This window comes from Nonomuraea sp. SBT364 (assembly GCF_001083785.1).
Classification (GTDB): domain Bacteria; phylum Actinomycetota; class Actinomycetes; order Streptosporangiales; family Streptosporangiaceae; genus Nonomuraea.
Map to the genome: position 1 here is coordinate 15,319 of NZ_LAVL01000052.1, position 25,328 is coordinate 40,646.

The 25,328-nt window shown below is 73.8% G+C and carries 19 protein-coding genes; 5 read left to right on the plus strand and 14 right to left on the minus strand.

The annotated features are described in order from the left end of the window. Positions 1 to 15: 15 nt before the first annotated feature. The 5 genes from ADY59_RS23220 to ADY59_RS23245 form a co-directional block, all read right to left on the minus strand. Complete coding sequence (locus tag ADY59_RS23220; RefSeq protein ID WP_231618845.1) at positions 16 to 1,899, minus strand: glucuronyl esterase domain-containing protein; 1,884 nt, start codon at positions 1,897 to 1,899, stop codon at positions 16 to 18. 153 nt (positions 1,900 to 2,052) lie between these two features. Continuing rightward, entirely contained in the window at positions 2,053 to 2,442 is a 390-nt protein-coding gene (locus tag ADY59_RS23225; protein WP_049565439.1) for a VOC family protein, read from the minus strand. 357 nt (positions 2,443 to 2,799) lie between these two features. Beyond that, entirely contained in the window at positions 2,800 to 7,077 is a 4,278-nt protein-coding gene (locus tag ADY59_RS23235) for an nSTAND1 domain-containing NTPase (RefSeq protein WP_049565443.1), read from the minus strand. 280 nt (positions 7,078 to 7,357) lie between these two features. Then, positions 7,358 to 7,531, minus strand: coding sequence for a YbdD/YjiX family protein (locus ADY59_RS23240; protein WP_197093804.1), 174 nt, complete (start codon positions 7,529 to 7,531; stop codon positions 7,358 to 7,360). Next, positions 7,528 to 9,636 carry a carbon starvation CstA family protein gene (locus ADY59_RS23245; protein WP_049565445.1) on the minus strand — a complete coding sequence of 703 codons (2,109 nt, stop codon included), beginning with the start codon at positions 9,634 to 9,636 and terminating at the stop codon, positions 7,528 to 7,530. The genes ADY59_RS23240 and ADY59_RS23245 overlap by 4 nt, the downstream gene beginning before the upstream one ends. A 160-nt stretch (positions 9,637 to 9,796) precedes the next feature. On the opposite strand from ADY59_RS23245, the gene ADY59_RS23250 reads away from it, so the two are divergent. Then, complete coding sequence (locus tag ADY59_RS23250; RefSeq protein WP_049565492.1) at positions 9,797 to 10,534, plus strand: class I SAM-dependent methyltransferase; 738 nt, start codon at positions 9,797 to 9,799, stop codon at positions 10,532 to 10,534. On the opposite strand, the gene ADY59_RS23255 is transcribed toward ADY59_RS23250, so the two are convergent. The 5 genes from ADY59_RS23255 to ADY59_RS23275 all read right to left on the minus strand — a co-directional run bounded on the left by ADY59_RS23255 (position 10,513) and on the right by ADY59_RS23275 (position 15,678). After that, on the minus strand, positions 10,513 to 11,319 hold the full coding sequence (locus ADY59_RS23255; protein WP_049565446.1) for an ABC transporter permease: 807 nt from the start codon (positions 11,317 to 11,319) through the stop codon (positions 10,513 to 10,515). The genes ADY59_RS23250 and ADY59_RS23255 overlap by 22 nt on opposite strands. Then, entirely contained in the window at positions 11,316 to 12,245 is a 930-nt protein-coding gene (locus ADY59_RS23260; protein ID WP_049565448.1) for an ABC transporter permease, read from the minus strand. The genes ADY59_RS23255 and ADY59_RS23260 overlap by 4 nt, the downstream gene beginning before the upstream one ends. Next, the gene (locus tag ADY59_RS23265) at positions 12,242 to 13,750 is read right to left on the minus strand and encodes an ABC transporter substrate-binding protein (protein ID WP_156325676.1); all 1,509 of its coding nucleotides are present in this window, start codon (positions 13,748 to 13,750) and stop codon (positions 12,242 to 12,244) included. Before ADY59_RS23265 ends, ADY59_RS23260 begins: the two co-directional genes overlap by 4 nt. A 105-nt stretch (positions 13,751 to 13,855) precedes the next feature. Next, the gene (locus ADY59_RS23270) at positions 13,856 to 14,521 is read right to left on the minus strand and encodes a response regulator (protein WP_049565453.1); all 666 of its coding nucleotides are present in this window, start codon (positions 14,519 to 14,521) and stop codon (positions 13,856 to 13,858) included. Continuing rightward, positions 14,506 to 15,678, minus strand: a complete 1,173-nt coding sequence (locus ADY59_RS23275) for a sensor histidine kinase (protein WP_231618846.1) — start codon at positions 15,676 to 15,678, stop codon at positions 14,506 to 14,508. Before ADY59_RS23275 ends, ADY59_RS23270 begins: the two co-directional genes overlap by 16 nt. A gap of 159 nt (positions 15,679 to 15,837) precedes the next feature. Here ADY59_RS23275 and ADY59_RS23280 point away from each other — a divergent pair, with 159 nt between their 5' ends. Then, positions 15,838 to 16,764: an ABC transporter ATP-binding protein gene (locus ADY59_RS23280; protein ID WP_049565494.1), complete on the plus strand. Its 927-nt coding sequence runs from the start codon at positions 15,838 to 15,840 to the stop codon at positions 16,762 to 16,764. Further along, on the plus strand, positions 16,761 to 19,016 hold the full coding sequence (locus ADY59_RS23285; RefSeq protein WP_049565457.1) for an alpha/beta fold hydrolase: 2,256 nt from the start codon (positions 16,761 to 16,763) through the stop codon (positions 19,014 to 19,016). Before ADY59_RS23280 ends, ADY59_RS23285 begins: the two co-directional genes overlap by 4 nt. Positions 19,017 to 19,033: 17 nt before the next feature. Here ADY59_RS23285 and ADY59_RS23290 read toward each other — a convergent pair whose 3' ends face one another. Then, positions 19,034 to 21,265, minus strand: a complete 2,232-nt coding sequence (locus ADY59_RS23290) for an ATP-binding cassette domain-containing protein (RefSeq protein WP_049565459.1) — start codon at positions 21,263 to 21,265, stop codon at positions 19,034 to 19,036. Between the two features lie 63 nt (positions 21,266 to 21,328). Between ADY59_RS23290 and ADY59_RS23295 the strand changes: the two genes are divergently transcribed. Both ADY59_RS23295 and ADY59_RS23300 read left to right on the plus strand, forming a co-directional pair. Beyond that, entirely contained in the window at positions 21,329 to 22,291 is a 963-nt protein-coding gene (locus ADY59_RS23295) for a helix-turn-helix transcriptional regulator (protein WP_049565461.1), read from the plus strand. 49 nt (positions 22,292 to 22,340) lie between these two features. Continuing rightward, a complete protein-coding gene (locus ADY59_RS23300; protein ID WP_049565462.1) occupies positions 22,341 to 23,012 on the plus strand; it encodes a GNAT family N-acetyltransferase in 672 nt (223 codons plus the stop codon). A gap of 57 nt (positions 23,013 to 23,069) precedes the next feature. Here ADY59_RS23300 and ADY59_RS23305 read toward each other — a convergent pair whose 3' ends face one another. From ADY59_RS23305 to ADY59_RS23315, 3 genes are all read right to left on the minus strand, one after another. After that, positions 23,070 to 23,273, minus strand: a complete 204-nt coding sequence (locus ADY59_RS23305) for a cold-shock protein (protein ID WP_049565464.1) — start codon at positions 23,271 to 23,273, stop codon at positions 23,070 to 23,072. Between the two features lie 179 nt (positions 23,274 to 23,452). Continuing rightward, entirely contained in the window at positions 23,453 to 24,643 is a 1,191-nt protein-coding gene (locus tag ADY59_RS23310; protein ID WP_231618847.1) for a sensor histidine kinase, read from the minus strand. Next, positions 24,640 to 25,293, minus strand: coding sequence for a response regulator transcription factor (locus tag ADY59_RS23315; RefSeq protein ID WP_049565465.1), 654 nt, complete (start codon positions 25,291 to 25,293; stop codon positions 24,640 to 24,642). The genes ADY59_RS23310 and ADY59_RS23315 overlap by 4 nt, the downstream gene beginning before the upstream one ends. Positions 25,294 to 25,328: the final 35 nt, after the last annotated feature.

Below are 25,328 nucleotides of genomic sequence, written 5' to 3' on the forward strand. Positions count from 1 at the left end.
CCGGGGGATCGCCCGTCAGGCGCAGGTGTAGCCGGACGGGAGCGCGGTGCCGCCGCTCGGGCGGGTCGCCTGGAAGCCGACGCTGGTGGTGGCGGCCCCGGGGGCGAGGGCGCCGTTGTGGGCGACGTTCCTGACGGTCACGGTCTGCCCGCTGACGGTGAAGGCGCCGTTCCACGAGCCGGTGAGCGTGTGCCCGGCCGGCAGCGTGAAGGTCACCGTCCACCCGCTGATCGCCGACGTGCCGGTGTTGGTGATGGTCAGCGGCTGGATGACGTACCCGGTGCTCCACTGGGTCTGCGTGGCCGGCACGGCCGCGCAGACTCCGGTGGACGTGCCCGGCTGGGTGGTGACCTGCGCGGTGTCCGACACCGGCGAGGTGTTGCCGGCGGCGTCCCTGGCTCTGACCTGGTAGCGGTAGGTGGTGTCCGGGGTCAGGCCGGTGTCGCCGAACGAGGTCGTGGCCGAGGTGCCGACCTGGGTGAACGTGCCGCCGCTCGCGCCGGGCGCGCGCAGGACGTCGTAACCGGCCAGGCCGGAGCCGCCCTGGTCGGTCGAGGCGGCCCAGGTCAGCGTGGCGCCGCCGGCCGTCACACCGGTGGCCGCCGGGGCGCCCGGCGTGCTCGGCGGGGTGGTGTCTGCCGAGCCGTCGCCCAGCGTGGGGGTCTGCCAGTCGCGCCACTCCGCCAGGTTGCCGCTCGCCCGGGACGAGATCCGCATCGCGCCGGCGGCGCTGCCCGACTTCAGCAGGAACCTCTGGATGTTCTGCTGCAGCGGGGTGCGCCATTCCGGCCGGCTGGCGCAATGGCTGCCGTCCTGGACGTCGGACCAGTAGGTGATGGCGTCGCCCGCGCCGAGCGCCTTGTAGACCTCCGCCCCGCCGAGCGCCGCCACGCTCGCCGACCGGGGGCCCAGGTTGGCGATGTGCGGGTTGTCCATGACGAACAGCCCGCGCGGCGCCACCATGGCGACGATCTCGTGCGTGTCCACCGGCAGCCTGCCCGGGCTGCTCGTGAAAGAGCCGAACGCGTCACCCAGCCACGGCTGCTCACCGTAGGCGCTGCTCAGGCTCTGCGCGCCCTCCCCGGGGATCCCGCGGAAGATGGGCACACCGGCGCTGCCCGACTCGATCGGCATGGTCAGGGCGATGCGCTGGTCGAACGCGCCGACCACGAAGGCGCCCTTGCCGAACCGCGAGCATCCCGTCACGCCGGTCGCGTCCGCGCGCAGCACGCTGCCGTCGGACTGCTCGATGACGTCGATGATCCGGCTCACCCCCCAGGCCCAGGCCATGAGCAGCCCGGTGCTGCTGGAGGAGCCGTACACGCTGTAGAACGCGCCCTGCTTGTTGTTGCGCGGGGTGCCCTCCCGGCCGACGGCGTACGGGTCGTAGCTGATGACGGCGGCGCCGGCCGCCCTGATCGCCGCCGTGTCCGCGCCGAACCCGCCCAGCACGACCACGGCGGGGAACGGCCCGGAACCGCTCGGCAGCGAGACGCTCGCGGAGAAGCTGGAGCTTCTGCCGTTGTGGCTCACGTTCACCGTGATGCCGGAGCGGGTGACCGACCCCGTGACACCGGACGGCTTGCCCGGCTTCTCGCCGTAGACGAACTTCTCCGCCAGCCGCTTGATCTCCTCACGGCGGCACCGCCAGTCGGACTTGGCGGTGATGCGGGTGCCGTCCAGCTTCCTGAAGGGATCGGGAAGCCGGGAGTTCGTCGGCAGGGATCCGGCGTCGGGCAGACCGGGCACCGCGCAGTCGGCGCCTTCGTTCTCGACCCCGGCGGCCGCGGCGGCCCTGGTGGGGGCGACCGCCGCCGCCCCCGCGACGGCGAGCGCCGCCGCGGCCGCCAGCGCGACGAGCCTCGTACGGATCCTTGAGCGGGCCATGCCGGTGATCACTGGGGCTCTCCCTTCCGGGTGGGGCGTTGGCGATCAGTCTGAGAATCCGGCCGAAACATGTCAAGCAAATGCCGAAATATTTCGGAGACCGGTTTTCGCCCACGCCTGTGACGTGCCCCTGTGTCGACGAAGTCGCCGAAAGTTTCGGCTCGGTCAGCCGCCCGCCGGTGTCGTCCACTCGACGAGTTGCACCACCACGCCGCTCGGGTCGGTCATCTGGAACAGCGACTCGCCCCACGGCTCGGTGCGCAACGGCATCGTGATGTCGGCCCCCTCGCCGCGCAGCCGCTGCTCCTCGCCGGCCAGCCCGGTGACGGTGAAGGCGACGATCAGACCGGCGGCGTGCTGATCGCGCTGCCCGGCGGGCAGGACCTCGCTCCCGCGCCGCAGCAGCACGACGTCGGCCGCCGCGTCGTCACGGGTCAGCGAGACGAATCCCTCGGCCGCCATCGCCTCCCGGAAGCCCAGGTGCTTGGTGAAGAAGCCGCTGGAGCCCTCCAGGTTGTCGACGGTCAGCGAAATGGTGGAAGCGGTGATGTTCACGTCTCTCCTCGGAGCCGGACTTCGGACGGCCCCAGCCTGCTGCGCCCCGCGGCCTGGAACAACGCCGGATGTCGCATCGGCCGATAACCCCGGGGTTATCGAAACCCCGCCCCCTCCGCGGTCAGCCCCGCCGGGCTGATGGGCGTCCCCATGGCCCTGCTGATGCACCAGCGCGGCCTGGACATCGCGGCAGTCGGACCGGCCCCGGTGATCCATGAGCCCGGGCTCGCCCGCGGCGCGACGTGCGGCTCCGCCGCGCTGTGCGGCGTCACGCTCATGGGCGGCGGCGTGATTCCACCGGCCCTGTCCTGGAGCTGGACGTTCGGCCTGCTGCCACCCCTGCGGGCGCACCCGGCGTCAGCCGCAGGACGGCCGGTAGCTCTGCGCACCCCCGGCGTACGTCAGCCACTCCCGCTCGGTGAAGCCTCCACCGGCGACCGCGCACAGACGGCGGACCACGCTCCGGGGGTCCATGTCCACCCGATGGACGTCGCCCTCGCTGGTCACCGCCGTCACGCGATGCCCGTCCGGCCCGGCGGCCACCGCCGGCACGTCCGACGTCCTCAGGAAGAAGGGCTCCGCGATGGGCCGCCGGGTGGCGACATCCCAGACGCCGATGGCCGAGCCGCCCGGGCGGCCGGGGTCGGTCGTCTCGCCTGCCGTGACGAGCAGCCGTCCGTCGGGGGAGAAGGCCATGCTGTGCAGGAGTTGCGTCCTGGTGCGGAAGGGCAGTCCCGAGGCCGTCATGGTCGCCGCCGACCAGAGCGTGACGTCGTTGTATCCCTCGATCTCCGTGAGGGCGAAGGACGCGCCGTCCGGCGTGACGCTCTCGAAGGCGCGGGACGGGCCCGCATCCGCCGAGGCGCGCACGGTGCCCTCCGGCGCGCTGCGCCGGTGCAGCCGTTCAGGGTCCGCCCCGGTGCTCGTGATGACGCTGCGCCCGTCCGGAGTCATCCGCGCCGTGCCTTCGGAGGGGGTGGGGAAAGTCCCCACCGGGTCGGCGTCCCAGCGGTCCCACAGCAGCATGCGGTCTCCGAGATGGGCGGCGACCCGCACCCCGTCACGGCTCACCGACAGCGTGCCGTCCACCTCCTCCCCCTCATACAGCCACCCGGACCGTCCCGACCGCAGGTCGATCTTCGATACGCCGCCGCCGTCCAGGACGGCCAGGGTGCCGCCGTCGAGGCTGAAGGCGAGCTCCGGTGCGCCTTCCCACGCGAGAGGGGTGACGGATCGATTGAGGATGACGCGCCACGAACCCGTGTCCCACACCGTGAGCCGTCCCGCGGCGATCGCCGCGATCTTCGTGGCGTCCTGGCTGATCACCACCGTGTCGGGTCGGTGCGGCAGGGTGAAGACCGGGAGGTACGGGCCCAGATCCAGCGTCAGGACACGCTCTCCGGCTGTCCAGTAGAGGTGGCCGCCGGCTGCCCGCACGGTTCGCGGATAGTCTGGCAGCGGGTAGCGCGCCAGCAGGCGGCCGTCGGAGGCACGCCACACGTAGACCGCGAGCTGGTCACAGGTGGTGATGATCGTGCCTTCGGGGGCGAACGCGGCGCCGCAGTAGACTGCGAGGTCCTGGTGCGGGAGCTGGGCGACGGCTTCGCCGGTCCGCACGTCCCAGAGACAGCCCCGCGTCGCGGCGGGCATGAGGACCAGGCGGCTGGAATCGGTGTTGAAATCCAGGAAGAAGCCCTCCTGGTCGCCGTAGCCGGCTGAGCAGTTCTTCAGCGTCCGGGCGTCGTCGCGCCCGGCCAGATCCCGGAGCTCGACCCCCCGGGCGCCCTTTCGGACCGCGACGAGCCGGCCCGCCGGGTCGAGCGCGACGAAGTTGGCGTAGACGCCGGCCAGCTGCCCGATCTGTCTCATGGTGGCGGCATGGTAGAACCGGGTTCGTACGTCGCCCGGCCCGTTCTCGATCGTGACGGCGAAGTATCGGCCGCCTCCGGTCACGATGAGCGGAAACCAGGCGGCGGTCGCGATCCGGGTGATCGGCGCGCCGAGCGCCTTCCCGGTGCGGGCGTCGAAGACTCTGACCGACCACAGCTCCGTTTCGGCACCGCCATCGCTCCATCCCACCGCGGCCACCCGCCCGCCATCGGCCAGCCATACGTCGGTGGCGCCCCCGGGGACCGCGATCGTCGTGCGAGGAGTGCGGCCGGGCAGGTCCCAGATCTCGACCCGGGCGCCGTTCAGCCGGGCCAGTACGCGGCCGTCGCCGCTCAGCGTCGTGGTCGCCGGGTGGTTGCTCACGGGCGCCGCGGGAAGTGCGAGCAGTTCGCGCTCGGCGCGGAACACGGAGTTCACCAGTGCCGCGCGCGCCTCCATGGCGGGGGCCAGGCGCCAGGCCGCGAGGCTGAGCTTGAGGGCTCGGACGCGGTCGTTCTCCCGCTCGTTCTCCGCCTGGGCTGACAGCGCCCGCGCGAGCGCCTGGTCGTACTGGCGCTCCAGCAGGCTCTGCCTCTGGTCGCTCTGCTGCCGGAGATATTCGGAGAATCCGCCCAGACCGGCGAGGATGACCAGCAGAAGCATGAGAACGATGCCGCGGACCCGCCGCTGCCGATCCCTGCGGCGCGCGACGCCGGTCCCCGCGGCGAGGAAGGCACGCTCGGTGTCGTCGAGGACGATGGAGCCGTCGGCGACCTCCGTCCAGGACATCGATCGCGCGGCCTCCAGACGGGTGCCCTGGTAGAGGAAGGACGGGTCGCGATCATGCGCCTGCCAGTCCCGGGCGTCGTCGACGAGCTGGCTGTGCAGCACGTGGGCCGCCTGGTCCACGCTGAGCCAGCCGCGAAGCCGGGGCCAGGCCTGCAGCAGGTAGTCGTGCGCGATCTCGGCGCTTTCCTCGCCCAGCACTATCAGCCGCTTGCCGGCGAACGCCTCCAGCACCGCGTCGGCGTCGCCCGCCCGCTCGCCCAGCGCGCGCAGCTCGTCGCGTGTCGTCCTGCGGCGGGTGAACTGGCCGTCGCCGCTCACGGCCGTCATCCGCCGGAACACCACGCGCGCCGTGTCCCGCGCCGGTGGCGACAGACTTTCGTACACGGCCTCCGCACTGGTCTGCACGGCCTGCGCCACACCGCCGCCCCTGCCGTAACCGCGGATGGTCAGGCGCTTTCCCTCTCTGTTCTCCCAGGTGACCAGCATCGTCTGGGACAGCAGGGGCAGCGCCCCCGATCCGTGGCGGTCCGGCGGGCCGAGGTCGGCGAGGATGGCGTCGGCCAGTCCGGCCTCCACCTCCAGCCCGGCCGCTGCCGCGGGCCCCGTGATCACGCGGCGCAGCTCCGGCGTGGTCATGGGATTGACCACGAACTGCCCGTCCTGCAAGGCCTCGGCCAGGACCGGGTACTCCGCGCACCGGTCGATGAAGTCCCCGCGCACGATCACCACGACCAGCGCCGCCGGCTGCTTCCCCGGCCCGACGGGCGTGGTGGCGGCCGCGCCCAGAGCGGTGACGAACGCCTCCCGCTGCTCACCGGTCCCCAGCGTGAAGACTTCCTCGAACTGGTCGACGACCATGACGAGGCGGGCCCGCTCAGGGGCGTCGCAGGCCAGGAGGGCGTGCTGGACGGCCAGATGCGCTTCATCGGGGCGCTCGGCCAGGGTGTCACGCTGAATGATCGCGTCACCGTCACGAAGCGCGGACAGATGCGTGGCCAGCTCGTCCAGCGGCGCCTGCGCGGGCGTGAGCAGCAGACATGGCCAGTGCTCCGATCGGGGGACGGGCAGCATCCCCCGGGCCAGCGCCGGCACCAGCCCGGCGTGGACCAGCGACGACTTGCCCGCTCCCGAAGCTCCGGTGACCACCACCAGGCCGGGGCCTTCCAGGCGTTCGGCGATCTTGTCCAGCAGCCGGGCCGTGGTCTGCTCGCGTCCGTAGAAGATGGGCGCGTGGCCGACCTCGAACGGCCAGAGGCCGCGATAGGGACTGTCGTGCTCCCAGCGCGGTGCGCCGTCCAGTGCCGCCGAGCGCGCCTGCCTGAGCTGGGCGACCTCTTCTCGCAGGAGCATGAGCTGCATGGACTGGAGGCGCACCTGCTGCCGATCGTGACGGCGTTCGCCCTCCTGCCGGTGCAGGGTCCGCTGGATGCCGGCCGCCGCCGTCTCCAGCTCGGTGAGGAGGAAGGCGAACTCCGAGAACTGGGTGCCCAGCGCGGCGAATGCCTCGGCCAGCCGCGTCTGCAGCACGTGGTCGCCCGTGCCGATCGCGACCTCCAGGGCGACCGCCGGTGCCTCCACCTCCCGCAGGAGCGCGGCGATCCGCACCCGGAGCAGCCCGGCGTCGGCGTCGTCGCCGGCCAGCCGCTCGGCCAGGCGGTCCGTCAGGTGCCGTTCGACCTCCTCCTCCGGCACCGGCCCATCGGTACGGCGCCGCAGCGCGGCGATGGCGTCGCTGACCACCTGGCTCAGGATGTTGGTGCCGACGCCAGCCGCTATGGTCGCGGCGGCCTGGGCGGGCGGCATCGCGGCCAGCGGGGTCAGGGCGCCCGCGGACAGCACGGCCAGGAGCGCGGGCGGGGTCAGTTTCGCGGCGCCGGCGGCGGCGTGCCGCGCGACGGCAGCGGCGACGCCGGCCCGGGCCCGCCCGCGGGCTTCCCCGGCCGGCTCGGCCTCCGGTTCGTCTGCATTGGCGATCATCCAGCCACCCTGTCGTCGTAACTGGATATCGCCACGCCGGCGCCGCGCGCTACGGGATCGGCCCTCCGTCCAGCCGGGGCAGGTAGCTCCGATACGGCGTGTGAGTCCCCCCTGTGGCCCGGAAGACCGGCCGGGGGAGGCAGGGGGTCGTGACTCGAATCAGGGGGGTGGAGATCCGTTCTGCGAGCGTGGACGGGGTTCGCGCAGCGCAAGGCTGGATCGGCGCGCCCACCGGCCCCTGGGCTGAAGCGACGATTCCGGCGGGTTCTGGCCGCCGCGGTCAGCAGCAGCGGCTCTGCGGTGTCGCCTCGCGCAGGTCGGATCGCCGGCGTTCGAACCGGCGGCGCGACATCGGCGTCCCGCCATGTCCCTCGTGCGCGCGCACGTACCGCTCGTAGGCGGCCGTCCCCGTGAGCTCACGCACGTACCAGCGCAGGAAGCGCAGCACCTTCACGACGGCCGCGAGCCGGTGTCTGGGGTCGTGAGCAGCCCGGACGGCGCGACGATGGCCGATTCCACGTACGGGGCCTCCTTGAGCGGCAGCGGCTCGCGGGAGCGGATCGCGCGGACGCACACCACGGCCGCGTCGGCGATGACGACCAGCACGAGCACGGCGAACAGCGCCGCCAGGACGCCGTCGACCGTGGAGTTGGTGACGACGGTCCGCATCTGGTCCAGGTTCCGGGCCGGGGCCAGCACCTCGCCCGCCGCCAGCGCGCCGGCGAAGAGCTCCCGCTGCGCGAAGAAGCCGATCTTCGGGTCGGCGTCGAAGACCTTCTGCCAGCTCGCGGTGAGCGTGACGGCCACGTCCCACGCCAGCGGCACGCCGGTGACCCACGCCCACCTGAGCTTGCCCGACTTGATCAGCAACGTGGTCGCCAGCGTCAGCGCCACGGCCGCCAGCAGCTGGTTGGCGATGCCGAACAGCGGGAAGAGCTGGTTGATCCCGCCGAGCGGATCGTTGACGCCCGCGTACAGGAAGTATCCCCAGGCCAGCACCACCACGGCGCTGGTCGCCCAGAGGCCGGGCTTCCAGCTCACCCGCCCGATCGGCTTCCACACGTTGCCCAGCGTGTCCTGCAGCATGAACCGCCCGACGCGGGTCCCGGCGTCGACGGTCGTGAGGATGAACAGCGCCTCGAACATGATCGCGAAGTGGTACCAGAACGCCTTGAACGCCGCGCCGCCGAACACGGCCGAGAGGATCTCGGAGATGCCGACGGCGAGCGTGGGCGCGCCGCCGGTGCGCGCGATGATGCTGCTCTCCTCCACCGCCGCCGCGGCCGCCGTCAGGTCCTGCGGCGAGATCGTGAAGCCGAGCCGCGCGACCGCCGCCGACGCGCTCTCGGCGGTGCTGCCGAGCAGCCCCGCCGGGGCGTTCATGGCGTAGTACAGGCCGGGCTCCAGCACGCTGGCCGCGACCAGCGCCATGATCGCGACGAACGACTCGGTCAGCATCCCGCCGTAGCCGATCAGCCGGATCTGCGACTCCTTCTGGATCATCTTCGGCGTGGTGCCCGACGAGATGAGCGCGTGGAAGCCGGACAGCGCGCCGCAGGCGATGGTGATGAAGACGAACGGGAACAGCGCCCCGGCGAACACCGGGCCGTCGCCGTTCAGCGCGAATTCGGTGACCGCCTCGTTCCGCAGCACCGGCGCCGCGACGACCACCCCCAGCGCCAGCAGCCCGATCGTGCCGATCTTCATGAACGTCGACAGGTAGTCGCGTGGCGCCAGCAGCATCCACACCGGCAGCACCGAGGCGCAGAACCCGTACACCACCAGGCAGCCGACCAGCGCCTGCGGGCTGAGCGTGAACATCCCGGCCAGCGCGGAGTCCTGCACCCAGCTGCCCGCCACGATGGCCAGCAGCAGGAGCGCGACCCCGATGACCGACGCCTCGGCAACCCGCCCCGGCCGCAGCACCCGCAGGTAGAACCCCATGAACAGGGCGATGGGGATGGTCATGGCGATGGAGAAGGTGCCCCACGGCGAGGCGGCCAGCGCGTTGACGACGACCAGGGCCAGCACCGCGAGCAGAATGATCATGATCGCGAAGACCGCGACGAGCGCCGCCGCCCCGCCGATCGGCCCGATCTCCTCGCGGACCATCTGGCCCAGGCTCTTGCCGTCGCGCCGCATGGAGAAGAACAGGACCACCATGTCCTGGACGCCACCGGCCAGGATCACGCCGACGATGATCCAGATGGTGCCGGGCAGGTAGCCCATCTGGGCCGCCAGCACCGGCCCCACCAGCGGCCCGGCCCCGGCGATGGCGGCGAAGTGGTGACCGAACAGCACCCGCCGGTCCGTCGGCTGGAAGTCGACGCCGTTGTCCAGCCGCTCGGCCGGCGTGGCCCTGCGGTCGTCGACGCCGAGCACCGTGCGGGCGATGAAGCGCGAGTAGAAGCGGTAGGCGATCGCGTACGAGCCGAGCGCGGCGGCGACCATCCAGACCGCCGACACGCTCTCGCCCCGCGACAACGCCAGCACGCCCCAGGCGACCGCGCCGGTTATCGCGACCGCCGACCAGATGACGATCGACCTGACCCTCGACATGCGTGATCCTCCTGACTGCGGGCGGGGCGGGGCGTCACTCCTGAGGCAACCTAGAGGCAACGCCGGTGCGTAGTCAGGCGGTGACCGAATGATCCCGATGTGGCGCGTCAGAACGAAATCCGGTGGACAGCGCGCCCGCCGCCCGGCCAGGGTGGGCGGCATGCGCCAGGAGATCTGGGACAGCGAGACCGCCCGCGGCTATGACACGCCGGGCACCGGCATGTTCGCGCCCGAGGTGCTGGGGCCGACCGTGGACCGCCTCGCCGCGCTCGCGGGCGGCGGCCGGGCGCTGGAGTTCGCCATCGGCACCGGCCGGGTGGCGGTGCCGCTCGCCGGGCGGGGAGTGCCCGTCACGGGCATCGAGCTGTCCCGCCCGATGATCGACCAGCTGCGCACGAAGGTGGACGAGGCGACGATCCCGGTGATCGCCGGCGACATGGCGAGCGCCGTCGCCCCTGGCGCGTACACGCTCGTCTACCTCGTCTTCAACACGATCTCCAACCTGCTCACCCAGGCCGGGCAGGTCGCGTGCTTCCGCAACGCCGCCCGGCACCTGTCGCCCGGCGGCCGGTTCGTCATCGAGCTCTGGGTGCCAGAGCTGCGCAAGCTGCCCCCGGGGCAGCAGGCCACGGTCTACCACGCCGAGCCCGGCTACATCGGCCTCGACACCTACGACGTGGTGCGGCAGCTCGTCGTGTCGCACCACTTCAGGTTCGGCGACGGCCGGGAGGCGAAGCTGTTCCGCAGCCCGCACCGCTACGTCTGGCCGGCCGAGCTGGACCTGATGGCCCAGCTGGCCGGCTTCGAGCTGGAGTCCAGGCACGCCGACTGGAGCGGGGGCGCCTTCACCGAGGAGTCACGCTCGCACGTGTCCGTCTACCGCCTCCCGCCCGCCTGAGGTGACGCCGGCGCGGAGCGCAGGGTGTCGGCCGTGAGGGCGACGGCCAGGCCGGTGAGGGCCAGGGCGAGCGCGGGCACGACGGCCGGCCCCGGCGCGGCCACCAGCAGCGGCGTGGCCTCGCTCACCATGCCGCCCCAGTCGGTGTCGGGCGGCGGCAGCCCGGCGCCGAGGAAGCTCAGCGACGTCACGGCGATCAGCGCCCTGCCGAAGTCCGCCGTGGCCACCGTCAGGACCGGCCCGGCCAGGTGCGGCCCGATCGTGCGCCGGAGCAGGTAGCGGCGCGACGCGCCGATGGCCCGCACGGCCAGCACGTGATCGGAGCCGGCCACCTGCCGCGTCGCGGTGCGGGCGACCAGGCCGCAGTTCACCCAGCCGAGCGGCACGAGGGCGACCAGGACCGTCCCGTACCCGGGCCGCAGCACGCCCGCCAGCGCGAGCGCGAGCGTGAGACCGGGCAGGGCGAGCGCCACGGTGGCCGCGAAGCCCAGCAACCGGTCCGCCACCCCGCCGGCGAGCCCGGCGGCGGCGCCCGTCACCGCGCCGAGCGCCGTGGTGGCCGCCGTCACGGCCAGCGCCACCAGCAGCGAGGTCCGGCCGGCCGCCGCCGTCCTGGTGAGGAGGTCGCGGCCGAGCTGGTCGGTGCCGAGCCAGTGCGTCCCGCCGGGCGGCAGCAGGGCCCGCGCCAGGTCGGGCGCGTGCGGATCGTGCCCCGACACCAGGGGCGTGAGGAGGCAGAACAGCACGACCGCGAGGAGCAGCGCCGGCCCGGCGCGTCCCCTCATCGCCGCCGCACCCGGGGATCGCACGCCGCCAGGCAGAGCTCGACGCACGCCAGCAGCGCGACGGTCGCGGCCCCGGTGACCAGCACGTACGCCTGCACCACCGGGACGTCGCGCTGCCGGATCGCCGACACGGCGAGCTGCCCCACCCCGGGCCACGAGAACAGCGTCTCGACCACCACCGCCCCGGCCAGCAGCTCCGCGAGCACCACGCCGGCGGCCGTGACGGCGTTCGGCGCGGCCACGCGTACGGCGTGCACCAGGACCGTCCGCCGCGCGCGCAGCCCCTTCGCGGCGGCCAGCTTGACGAACGGCTGCCGCAGCGCGTCGGCGAGATCGGCCCGCAGCAGCCGCAGCAGCGTGGCCGCCCCGGCCAGGCCGAGCGTGAGCGCGGGCAGCACGACCGCACCGGGCCCGCCGTCGCCGCCCGTGGGGAGCGCGCGCAGCCCGACCGCCACCACGCTGATCAGCAGGATGCCCACGATGTAGGGCGGGACGCCCGTCAGCGCCACCGTCGCCAGCGCGATCGCGCGGCTGCCCGGCGCGTGCGGCCGGAGCGTGACGCGGACGGAGACGAGCACCGCGAGCCCGGCCGCCACCAGCGCCGCGGCCCCCGCCAGCCGCAGCGTCGCCGGGACCCGGGAGAAGATCTCCGCCGCCACCGGGGACCGGTCGGCGTAGGAGGTGCCGAGGTCGCCCCGGAGGACGCCCAGCAGCCACTCCAGGTAGCGGGTGAACAGCGGCCGGTCGAGGCCCAGCTCGGCGCGCAGCGCCGCGACGCCGGCCGCCGTCGGCTGGACGCCGCCCCGGCGCAGGATCTCCTCCGCGGGGTCGCCCGGCGCCAGCGACGTCAGCAGGAACACCAGCACCGACACCGTCAGCAGCGTGAGCAGCAGCTCCGCCCCGCGCCGCAGGACGACGGCCGTCACCGCCGGGGGACGAGCTCGCCGAGGTCCACCACGTACGCGGCGTTCTGCGTCACGCCGCCGACCCTGCTCGTGGTGACGACGGGGTTGTCCTGGTAGGCCAGCGGGATCATCGGCCGGTCGGCGGCGAGCAGCCGCTGCACCCGGTGGTACAGGCCGCGCCGGGCGTCCGGATCGATCTCGGTGGCGGCCCGGTCGACCAGGTCGTCGAACGCGGCGCTGCGGTAGCCGAGCCGGCGCTCGACGTTCCACGACGCGTCGGAGCGCAGGAACCGCCGGAACAGGTAGTCCGGGTCGCCGTTGGGCACGCTGTAGGCGCTCAGGAAGATGTCGTAGTCGCCGGCCTCCATCACGGACTTGGTGGCCTCGGCCACGGTCACCCGCGCGGGCAGCCCCGCCTTCTCCAGAGCGGCCCGCAGCACCTCGGCGATGCCGGCGTACGGGAACTGCCCGGTCTCGGCGGAGGAGATCAGGATGGACACCGGCCCGGCCGGCGCGCCCGCGGCGGCGACCAGCTCACGGGCCCTGGCCGGGTCGTAGGGCGCGCTGACGCCGGGATCGGCGAGCTCGCCGAAGACCGGCGACAGGAACGCCGCGCCCGGCGTCGCCGTGCCGCCGAGCAGCGTGCGGGCGATGGCCCGCCGGTCGAGGGCCAGGTCGGCCGCCTCCCGTAACCGGGCGTCGGAGAACGGGCCGCGCGCGGCGTTGAAGGTCAGGTAGTGCGTCAGCGCCGACGGGCTGCGCACCACCCGGAATCCGTCGTCGGCGGCCACCGCGCCCACCTGCCCCGGCAGCAGCGCGCCCTTGTCGATCAGCCCGTCGACCTCGCCGGCCCGCAGCGCCGCGACCCGGGCGTTGGCGTCCGGGATCACCCGGATCACGATCCTGTCGTACGCGGGGGCGCCGCCGTGGTGGTGCGGGTTGGCGGCGAGCACCGCCCGCTGCCCCTTGACCCACTCCACGAGCGTGTACGGGCCGGTCCCGACCGGCTTGCCCGCGAAGTCGCCCGAGGAGGCGAACGCCCCCGGCGACTGGATCATGCTGAAGAACCCGGCGAGCCTGCCCGGCAGGTCGGCGACCGGCTCCGCCAGCTCGAAGACCACCTTCCCGTCCTCGGCGCGGACGTCGCGGAGCTTGCCGTACGCCGCCTCCATCCCGGCGTCGAGGCTGAAGAACGCCGACTGGCGGGGCGCGATCCGCAGGAACCGCCTGACGTTGGCGACCACGGCCCCGGCCGTCAGCGGCGTCCCGTCGCTGAAGCGCACGCCGTCGCGCAGGGTGAACGTCCAGCGCCGCCCCCGGTCGGCGGAGGCCCACGAGACGGCCAGCGCCGGGACCGGCCGCAGCCTGTCGTCGACCGTCACCAGCGGCTCCCACACGCGTAACGTCTGGTGCGTGTAGTACGGGTCCCGCGGGCCGGCGACGAGGTCGCGCGGAGCCGCCAGCGTGAGCTGCCCGGTGGCGGGCTCCGGCCCCCCGCAGCCCATCAGGACCGTACTCAGCAACATCAGCAGCAGGATCGTGCCTCGTCCTCGCACCCTGATCTCCCGTCCACGTTCGGCCAGCACGCAAACGATAACCGTGTTCACCCGCCTTGGGGAGATCGGCGGGAGCTACGTCGCCCCGGCAGAGGGCGCGGCCTGCAGGTAGGCCAGGACGGCCATGACACGCCGGTTGTGGTCGTCGGACGGCGGCAGGCCGAGCTTGGCGAAGATGCCGGTGGTGTGCTTGGCGATCGCCTTGTCGGTGACGCGGAAGCGGGCGGCGATGGCCAGGTTGGACATCCCCTCCGCCATCAGGGCCAGCACCTCGCGCTCGCGGGGCGTCAGCGCGGCCAGCGGCTCGTCCCGGCTCCGGCGGGTGAGCAGCTGGGAGACCACCTCCGGGTCCATCGCGGTGCCGCCGCCGGCCACCTGGCGCACCGCGTCGACGAACCTGTCGACGTCGCCCACCCGGTCCTTCAGCAGGTAGCCCACCCCGCCGGAGCGGTCGGACAGCAACTCCCTGGCGTACAGCTGCTCCACGTACTGCGACAGGATCAGCACGGGCAGCCCCGGCACCCGGGCACGCGCCTCCAGCGCGGCGCGCAGCCCCTCGTCGGTGAAGCCCGGCGGCAGCCGCACGTCGATCACCGACACGTCCGGCCGGTGCCGGACCAGCGCCTCCAGCAGCATGGGACCGTTGTCGACGGCCTCCACCACGGTGCATCCGTACGCCGACAGCAGGCGGACCAGCCCGTCCCGCAGCAGGGCGAGATCCTCGGCTATGACAACGCGCACGGGACCTCCATGGTCAGTTCGGTCGGGCCGCCCGGCGGGCTGCTCACGGTGAGCGAGCCGTCGAAGGCGGACAGGCGGTCCTCGATGCCGCGCACACCGGTGCCGAGGTCGCGGCGCACCCCGCCGTGACCGTCGTCGCCCACCGTCAGCCGCAGCACGCCGCCGGTGTGCCGCAGCCGCACCCATGCCCGGGACGCGCCGCTGTGCTTGGCCACGTTGGCCAGCGCCTCGGCGGCGGCGAAGTACGCGGCCGACTCCACGGGCGGCTGCGGGCGGCCCGGCAGCTCGACGTCCACGTCGACGGGGATCGGGCAGAGCAGCGCGGACGCCTCGATCGCGCCCGGCAGGCCGCGGTCGGTCAGCACCGGCGGGTGGATGCCGCGCACCAGGTCACGCAGATCCGTCAGGGCCTGACCCGCGACCTCCCTGACCTCGTCGATCGCGCGCCGGACCGCGTCCGGATCACGGGAGCCGCCGGCCAGCCCCAGGTGCATGCGGATGGCGATCAGCTTGGCCTGCGCGCCGTCATGCAGGTCGCGCTCGATGCGGCGCAGCTCGGCCGCGTGCGCGTCGACCACCGCGGCCCGCGACGCGGTCAGCTCCCGGATCCGCGCGTCCGGCGTCGGCCCGGCGTCCAGCAGCAGCGACGCCAGCCGTGCCTGCCCGGTGCGGAACAGCGGCACGGCCAGCAGGACGACGACCGCGATGGCCACGGTGGACAGGCTGAGCGCGAAGGTGTTCAGCGTGCTCGTCCGGGACGGCTCCAGCCGGAAGAACACGTAGTCCAGGGCCGATAGCATCGCCCACACCGCCACCACGGGGGCGGGACCCGTCACCGCGTGCACGGCCAGCCAGAGCGGCTCCCGCCACCGCGGGCGCGCCGGGACGCTCCGGGGAACGTCGTCCCGGCCGAGCACCCGGCCGGCCCAGCGGCGCTGGTGACCGGCCAGCCGGTGGGCGGCCGCGCGTACCCGGTCGAGCGGCGCCGGCCCGATCCCGGCGACCGGCGCCAGGACGACGCACCCCGCCAGCAGGACGAGCAGCGCGAGTGCCGCCAGCCCGGTGACGGCGTTCAGCACCAGCGCCCACGGCCCGGCGGCGGCCGCGTTGACCGCCGTCCTGGCCAAGCCCTTCCCCGGCCCCCCTGTCCCCTTCACAGATGCAGTCTGCCCTGCCGGCGGACGGAAGACGGTAGGCCCACCCCTACCCCCGGGGTGGCGAATCCCCACCCCGCCGGTGGACCGGCGCCCATGGAACCCGGGGCCGAGGGGCGCGAGGCTCTGACGGACGTGACCATGCGCGACGAGGGGAAAGACGTGATCGACGTACGGGGACTGACCATGCGCTACGGCCGCACGGTCGCCGTGGACGAGCTGACCTTCACCGTGAGACCGGGCCTGGTGACCGGCTTCCTGGGACCCAACGGCGCCGGCAAGTCCACGACCATGCGGGCCGTGCTCGGGCTGGAGCTCCCCGACGCCGGCGAGGCGCTGGTGGACGGGCGCCCGTACGTGTCGCTGCGCCGCCCCATGCACACGATGGGGACACTGCTGGACGCCGGCGCGGTGCACGGCGGGCGGACGGCCCGCGACCATCTGGGCTGCCTGGCGCGCAGCAACGGCATCGGGCCCGCGCGGGTGGCCGAGGTGCTCGGCCAGGTGGGCCTGGCCGACGTCGCCGGGCGGCGGATCGGCGGCTTCTCCCTGGGCATGAAGCAGCGGCTGGGGGTCGCCGCGGCGCTGCTCGGCGACCCGGCGGTGCTGATGTTCGACGAGCCGCTGAACGGGCTGGACCCGGAGGGCATCCGCTGGATCCGCGACCTGCTGCGCGAACTCGCGGCCGAGGGCCGGACCGTGCTGCTGTCCAGCCACCTGATGAACGAGCTGGCGCTCACCGCCGACCACGTCGTCGTCATCGGGCGCGGCCGGCTGATCGCCGACACGACGACCGGCGAGCTCGCCGGCCGCTTCCGCCGCGACGTGCTCGTCCGGGCGGAGCGCCCGGAACGGCTGGCCGAGGTCCTGCGCGCCCACGGCGCCACGGTGACCTGCGCGGACGCGGCCGGCGACGGCCTGTCCGTGCGGGGCGTGGACGCCGCCGAGATCGGCGCGCTGGCGCTGCGCGCGGGCGTCGCGCTGCGGGAGCTGACATCGCGCAGCGCGTCGCTGGAGGAGGCGTTCATGGAGCTCACCGAGGACAGCGTCGAGTACGGGGCCCGCCCCGTGACGGAGGCGGCCCGATGACGGACGTGATCGCCTCCGAGTGGCACAAGCTCCGCTCGCTGCGCTCCAACGCCTACCTGCTGGCCGCCTCCCTGCTCGCCGTGCTGGCCTGCGCGGGCGTGGCCTACCTGATCGGGCGCGGGTTCGACCACCAGACGGCCGAGGAGCGGCTGCGTTTCACCGGCAACGGCAACGGGTTGGGCACCGGCCTGCCCGTCGCCTACTTCGTGTTCGGCACGCTGGGCGCGCTCACGATCACCGCCGAGCACGCCACCGGCATGATCCGCACGAGCCTGGTGGCGGTGCCGCGGCGGCAGCTGTTCCTGTTCGCCAAGATCCCCGGACTGGCCGCCGTCAGCCTGGTCGCGGGCCAGGTCCTGGCGTTCGCCATGCACCTGGCGGCGCAGGCCGTGCTCGGCGACCGCGCCGGTCAGCTGCTGCTCGACGGCGGGACCCTGGGCACCTCGCTCGCCGAGCCGGGCGTGCTCGCGTCGGTGGCCGTCGCCGGGCTGTCCATGGCGGCGGCGGCGCTGATCGGGCTGGGAGTGGGCGCGGCGATCCGGTCCACCCCCGGCAGCCTGGTCGCGCTCGTCCTGGTCTTCCTGGTGCTTCCCGTCGCCGCCCAGGCCCTGCCGTCGCCGCTGCGGGCGCGCGCGGGCTCGTACATGATCGAGAACCTGCCGGCCCAGATCGCCGGGGTGGACGGGCTGCTGCCGCCGGAGGCGGCGGCCGCGTTGCTCGCCGGCTACGTCGCCGTCGCGCTGGCGGCGGGCGCGGCGGTCACCGCGCTGCGGGGACGCAGGGTCAAGGCGCTGGCCGCCGGAGCGGTCGCCGTGCTGCTGACGGGGCTGGTGGTGGTGCCCGCCTCCGCCGGCGCGGCCGCCGGTCCGTCGTCCCTGGCCTGGCGGGCGTGCCCCGGCCAGGACGCGCCCGGGGACCTGCGGTGCGCCTCCGTCGAGGTGCCGCTCGACTGGGCGAAGCCCGCCGGGCGGAAGATCACCGTCCCGGTCGCGATGCTTCCGGCCTCCGGGACGGGACGCCGGATCGGCACGGTGGTCTCCGTGCCCGGTGGCCCCGGCGCGTCGGGGATCGACGACCTGAAGCAGTTCCACGGGCGGTTCGCCAAGCTGCGCGACCGGTTCGACGTGGTCAGCCTCGCGCCGCGCAACACGGTCGAGCCCGGCGGCCCGCTGCCCTACGACTGCCTCGCCACCGGCCCCTGGATCACGCTCCCCGGCGACCGCGCCGAGTGGGCCGAGCTCACGCGGAGGAACCGGGCGCATGCCGAACGGTGCCGCGCGGCCGACCCGGAGCTCTTCGACCACATGGACTCGGCCTCCGTCGCCCGCGACCTCGACGCCGTCCGCGCCGCGCTGGGCGAACAGCGGCTGAGCTTCCTGGCCAACTCCTACGGCGGCCACCCCGCGGAGGCTTACGCCCACCTGTTCCCCGCCCGCGTCCGCGCCATGGTCCTGGACGGCGCCGCCACCCACCAGGAGACCAGCGCCGCCACCGAGCCCCGCCTCTACGCGCGGCTGGAACGGCAGCTTGAGCGGTTCGCCGCCTGGTGCCGCTCGGCCACGGCCTGCGCCCTGCACGGCCGGGACGCCGAGGCGGTGTGGCGGCGGCTGGTGACCGCCGCGGACGAGTCGCCGGTGCCGGTCAGGAACGACCCCTCCCGCGCCGCCTACACCGGGTTCGACTTCAAGACCGCCGCCGGGCCCAGCTTCGTCTCGCCCGGCCGGGAGCCCGACGTGCCCCGCTGGGTGCAACTGGCCTCCGCGATCGAGAAGGCGGCGGGCGGCGACGCCTCCGGGTTCGCCGACTACGTCAGGCAGGCCTCCGGCAGCCCCAAGGTGCCCTCGATCGCCGGGCAGAACATGACCCACTGCCTGGACGGCAAGGGGTACGAGAGCTACGCGGTCTACCGGGAGGCGTTGCGGAAGGCGGCGGAGGTGTCGCCGAACTTCGCGGGGCAGCGATCCTGGTGGCCGCTGGCCTGCGCCGGCTGGCCCGCGCCGGTCACCAACCCGCCGGCGCCGCTGCCCGCCCACGGGCTGCCGCCGTTCCTGGCGGTCGGGAGCTGGACGGATCACGACGAGGTCGCGCGGGCCGTCCGCCGGGTGCCGGGCTCGTCCAGTGTCCGGTACGAGGGGCACGGCCACACCCTCTACCTCTCCGGCACCGGCGGCTGCGTCACCGCGCACGTCAACCGCTACCTGACGAGCCTGAGGCTCCCGCCGCCCGGCACCACCTGCCCGGCCACCGCGTGACGACCGGCCGCGCCCGCTCACCCGAGGGCGCGGCCGGTGGGGGTCGTGCGGTCGGTGTAGCCGGCGACGTGGCCCTCGAACAGGACGGTCCCGCCGTGCCTGCCGGGTCCGGGACCGAGGTCGACGAGCCAGTCCGCCTGCCGGATGACGTCGAGGTTGTGCTCGATGACGACGACGGTGTGGCCCTGCCCGACGAGGTCGCCGAGAACGCCCAGCAGCGTGTCGATGTCGGTCATGTGGAGCCCGGTCGTGGGCTCGTCGAGCACGTACGTGGTGGGCCGCGTCGCCTCGCGGAGCTCCTTGGCGATCTTGACCCGCTGGCACTCCCCGCCCGACAGCGTGCTCAGTGACTGCCCCAGGCGCAGGTAGCCCAGGCCGACGGCGGACAGCTGGCGCAGCGCGTCCGAGATGCCCCGGTCGGGGAGCCGGTCGACGGCCTCGTCGATGGTGAGGTCGTCGACGTCGGCGATCGACAGCCCGGCCACCGTGTGGGCGAGGACCTCCGGCGTGAAGCGGCGGCCCCGGCAGGTCTCGCAGACGACCTCCTGGCCGTTCATGAAGGCGAGGTCGGTGTAGATGACGCCGAGCCCCTTGCAGGCCGGGCAGGCGCCCTCGGAGTTGGCGCTGAACAGCGCGGCCGGGACGGCGTTGTGCCTGGCGAACAGCTTGCGGATCGCCGGGGCGATGCCGGTGTAGGTGATCGGGGTGGAGCGGCGGCTGGTGCTGACCGGCTTCTGGTCGATCACCGTCGCGCCGTGCTGGGCCACCAGCTCGTGGGCGAGGCTGGACTTGCCGGACCCGGCGACGCCGGTGAGCACCGTCATCACGCCCGTGGGGATGCGTACGGTGAGGTCGCGCAGGTTGTTGCGGGTCGCGCCGGTGACGGTGAGGCTGCCCGTGGCCGGGCGCGGCACCGGCTTGACCGGCAACTGCCGGGCCAGGGCGCGGCCGGTCGGCGTGCCGGCCTCCCTGAGCCGGTCGAACGGGCCCTGGAACACCAGCCGGCCGCCGCCGGCGCCGGCGGCCGGGCCGATCTCGACGACCTGGTCGGCGTGTGCCATGACGGCGGGGTCGTGCTCGACGACGAGGACGGTGTTGCCGCTGTCGCGCAGCCGCTCCAGCAGCTCGACCAGGGACTCCACGTCGGTGGGGTGCAGGCCCACGCTCGGCTCGTCGACCACGTACGTCATCTCGGCGAGGCTGGACCCCAGGTGCTTGACCATCTTGATCCGCTGCGACTCGCCACCGGACAGGGTCGTGGTCGCGCGGGAGAGCGTGAGGTAGCCGAGCCCGATCGTGACCATCGCCTCCAGCCGCGCCGCCAGCGCCGCGACGACGGGAGCGACGCCGGGGGAGCCGATCGTGCGGACGAGCGCGGCCAGTTCGGTGATCTCCATGCGGGACATCTCGCCGATCGTGCGGCCGAGCACGGTGGCCGTCCGCGCCGCCTTGGCGAGCCGGTCGCCGGCGCACTCGGGGCAGGTGCCGGACCGGGTGAAGCGCCGGATGGTCTCCTGCTTGCGCTCGGACAGGTTGTCGGAGGTGTGCAGGTAGATCCGCTCGAATCGCTCGACGACCCCCTCGTAGCCCTTGGGGGGCTTGCCGCCCAGCTTGGCCGCCGCCTCGCCGCCGTACAGCAGCGCCTCGCGTTCGGCCGGGGTCCACTCACGCAGCGGGGTATCGGCGTCGAAGGTCCCGATGTCGGCGTACTGGGAGTACCAGTAGCCGCCGTTGCCGAAGCCGGGCAGCAGGATCGCGCCCTCGGCCAGGGACTTGTCCAGGTCGAGGAAGCGCTCGACCGCGCTGACGACCACCTCCCCGAGACCGGAGCAGGCCGGGCACATGCCGGCGGGCTCGTTGAAGGAGAAGTGCCCCGACTCGCCGACGTGGGGCTCGCTGATCCGGGAGAACAGCAGCCGCAGGTACGTCCAGGCGTCGGTGACCGTGCCGACGGTCGAGCGCGCGTTGCCGCCGATCCGCCGCTGGTCGATGACGACCACCGGGGTCAGGCCGCCGATGTGCTCGACGTCCGGGCGCGTCCACTTCGGCAGCCGGTTGCGGGCGAACGGCGGGAACGTCTCGTTGAGCTGGTAGCCCGCCTCGGCGGCGATCGTGTCGAACACCAGCGACGACTTGCCCGAGCCGGACACGCCGACGAAGACGACCAGCCGGTTGCGCGGGATGTCGACGTCCAGCTCGGCGAGGTTGTTCGTACGGGCACGGCGGAGGGTGATGGTGCGCGCTGTCATGCCCGTCAGGCTATGAGGAGATGTGGCCGGATCCTGACCGCATCTGGTGGCAGGATCGGGGGCATGGCTGACGTCACCGAACGCATGCTGGCCCTGCTGTCGACGCTGCAGACCGGCCGGCCGTTCGGCGGGGAGGAACTGGCCCGGCGCCTCGGCGTCAGCCCGCGCACGCTGCGCCGGGACGTCGACCGGCTGCGCGGTTACGGCTACCCCGTGCAGACCCAGCCGGGGCCGGGCGGCTACTACCGGCTCGCCGCCGGCCGCACGATGCCGCCGCTCGTCCTGGACGACGACGAGGCGGTGGCCACGCTGCTGGCCGCCGCCTCGCTGGCCGCCGTCGGGGCGTCCGCCGAAGGCGGGATCGACGACGCCGCCACCCGCGCCTACGGCAAGCTGGACCAGTTCCTGCCCGCCCGGCTGCGCCCCCGCGTGGCCGCCGTCCGCGCCAGCCTGGAGACGAGCCCGCAGCGCGCCCCGAGCGTCACCGCCCACCAGCTCACCCTCGTCGCCGACGCGATCGCGCGCCGCGAGATCCTGTCGTTCGGCTACACGGACGCCCGCGGCGACCGGACGGACCGGCGTGTGGAGCCGTACCGGCAGATCCACCACCTGCTGCGCTGGTACCTGCTGGGCTGGGACCTCGACCGGGCGGACTGGCGGGTCTTCCGCCTGGACCGCGTCGCCGCTCCGGCGCGCACCGGCGGCCGATACACGCCACGGCCGCTGCCCGCCGAATCGGCGACCGACTACCTGCGGCAGGGGCTCAACAGGGGCAAGCAGGCCGTCAGCGTGGAGGTCGGCGCGCCGGTCGCCGGGGTGCTCGACGCCCTGAAGTTCCAGGACGCCGAGATCCGCTCCCTGGACGACCGGCGCACCGGCGTCAGCCTCGCGCTGGACTCCTGGCAGTGGCTGATCCTCAACCTCGCCTTCCTGGACGCCGACATCCGCATCACCGCGGGCGCGGAGTTCACCGAGGCCTGCCGTGCCTTCGGCGCACGGCTCCTGGCCGCCACCGAGCCCCGCTGACCACGCCGGCGGGCCCGCCCGGTACCCCCTGTGGGTATACGATCGGGGGATGACTCCTGAGCGAAGGTTGCACGAGCATCTGATGACGTGGCTCGGCCGCTGGCCGCCGGCCGGGCGGATGGACGTCGTCGGCCATGCCGGACGCGCGCTCCCGGCGTGGGACGGCGCGATCCATCCCGTGCTGGGCGTCGGCGGGCCCGGCGGCGCCGTGCTCTCGGTGCTGCCCGAGCACGCCGAGGAGGTGGCGAAGCTCCACGCGGAGGATCCCGATGACTTCGGGCCGGGGGTGCCGGCGCTGCTCGGGCCACCGGCGCGCGGCTGGTTCACCGCCGTCTACCGCTGGAGCGCGCGGCCCGCGCCGCTGCCCGACGCCGGGGTCTGGGTTCCCGCTCAGGACCCGGAGGTGCCCGAGTGGTTGCGGCCCTTCGGCGGCGAGGTGCTGGTGGCGCGTGACCCGGCGACGGGCGCGCACCTGGCCGGCGTGGGCGTCAAACGGCACGATCGCCACGGGCGCGAGCTGGCCGTGGTGACCGCGCCGCGGGCGCAGGGGCGCGGGCTGGCCAGGCGGCTCGTCGCCCAGGCCGCGCGGCGGGTGCTCGACGAGGGCGCGGTGCCCACGTACATGCACGCGCCCGGCAACCTCGCCTCCGCCGCCGTCGCCGACGCGGCAGGCTTCCCCGACCTCGGATGGACGGCCTTCGGCGTCAGCGCGGCACAGTAAGGAGAAAAGGCAAGGCCCCCCGCCCGTGAAACGGGCGAGGGGCTGTGCGCTACGTATTTACAGAACGGTGACGCCGACCGCCTGGGGGCCCTTGGCGCCCTGGCTGATGTCGAACTCGACGCGCTGGTTCTCCTCGAGGCTGCGGAAGCCGCCCGACTGGATCTCGGAGAAGTGGACGAACACGTCCGCGCCGCCGCCGTCGACGGCGATGAAGCCGAAGCCCTTGTCAGCGTTGAACCATTTCACAGTGCCCTGTGCCATTGCGATGTCTCCTAGTCAGAGATGGGTGAACCGCGGGACCGCGGATCGCCGGCCGGGGATTGTCAAGCTGCGACCGCACCATCTCTCAGCAAGAAACAGCCGCACACCCGAAGGGAGTACGGGGCAAACCACATACACGAACTTCCCGGCTGTCTCGTACAACCAATGCGCTTCGGCAATCATTCCCGCTCAGCGGGCCGGGGCGGGAAGGTGACGGTGACGTGGAGTCCGCCGTCCGGGCAGGCCGTGGCCGTCACGGCGCCGAGGTGGGCGGCGGCGATGGCGGCGACGATCGACAGGCCGAGCCCCGCGCCGCCGGCCGAGCCGGTCCGGTCCGGGTCGAGCCTGCGGAACGGTTCGAAGAGCTCGCCGACCCGGCCGGGCGGGACGTGCGGCCCGGTGTTGCGGACGACGAGCCCGGTGCCGGGGGACAACGCGACCCGGACGTGCCCGCCGGGATGGTTGTGCCGGACGGCGTTCTGGACCAGGTTGGCCACCAGCCGGGTGAGCATGACCTCGTCGCCCTCGACGATCACCGGGTGGGTGGAGACCGTCACCGTGACCCCGTCACGCCCGGCCTGCGGCAGGTGCTCCGCGACGACCTGCTCGACCAGGGCGGCGAGATCCACCGGCGCGGGCGCGTCGGGGGCGCGTTCGCCCTGGGCGAGGACGAGCAGCCCCTCGATGAGCCGTTCGGACCGCTCGGTGTTGCGCAGCAGCTCCGCCCGGATCCAGGCCAGCCGCTCCGGTGACGGGTCGGCCAGGCCGACCTCGATGGCGGTGCGCTGGATGGCGAGCGGCGTGCGCAGCTCGTGGGAGGCGTTGGCGACGAAGCGCCGCTGACCGGCCACCGCGTGCTCCAGCCGGTCGAGCATGGCGTCGAAGGTGTCGGCGAGCTCCTTGAGCTCGTCCTGCGGCCCGGTGAGCGCGATGCGCTCGTGCAGGGTCGACAGCGACAGCCGGCGGGCGGTGGCGGTGATGCGGTGCAGCGGCCGCAGCAGCCGCCCGGTGAGCCACCAGCACACCGCGAACGCCAGCGCCGCGATCACCACGATCGTGACCAGCGTGATGATCCGCTGCGAGTCCGCCAGGTCCTGTTCGAGCTCGGCGGCCCGGTGGAGCGCGTCCTCGCCGGGGACGACCGCGCAGGGGCCGCCGGGCGGGAGCTGCTCGCACGGCCTCCCGGTCATCGGCCGGTGCACGGCGTCCTGAAGGTTCCGGACGACGGCGAACCCCTGGAACCGCTGCGCCACGACCAGCGCCGCCAGCGTGATGACCGTGAAGACCCCGCCGTAGAGCAGGGTCATCCGGGCCCGCACCGAACCGCGGGCCGGCGGCCGGAAGAGCCGCACGGCCCGGCGCGGGCTCACAGCCGGTATCCGGTGCCCGGGACGGTGACGATGACGGGCGGCAGGCCGAGCTTGGCCCGCAGCTTGCTCATCGTCACCTTGACGACGGTGGTGAACGGGTCGGTGCGCTCGTCCCAGGCCCGTTCCAGCAGCTCCTCGGCGCTGACGGTGGCGCCACGCGCTCGCATCAGCACTTCGAGCACCCCGTACTCCTTGCGTGACAGCGCCAGGGCGTGGCCCTCGCGGAAGGCCAGGCGGCGCGCGGTGTCCAGGGTGATGCCGGCGTACTCCAGCACCGGCGGCAGCGGCGGCCCGGACCGCCGGGCGAGCGCGCCGACCCGGGCCGCCAGCTCGTCGAAGGCGAACGGCTTGGGCAGGTAGTCGTCGGCGCCGAGGTTCAGCCCGGCGACCCGGTCGTGCGCCGCGCCGGAGGCGGTCAGCATCAGGATGCGCACCGGGTCGCCGCGCTGGGCCAGCTCGCGGCAGATCTCGTCACCGTGCCGCCGGGGCAGGTCACGGTCCAGGACGAGCACGTCGTACGTGCCGGCCGCGAGGCGCTCCAGCGCCGCCGCGCCGTCGTAGGCGACGTCGACCGCCATCGCCCGCCCGCGCAGCCCCTCGGCCACCAGGTCCGCGAGGACCCGCTCGTCCTCGGCCACCAGTATCCGCATGGTGGCATTCCCGCAGATCGGCGATAAGAGGGCGG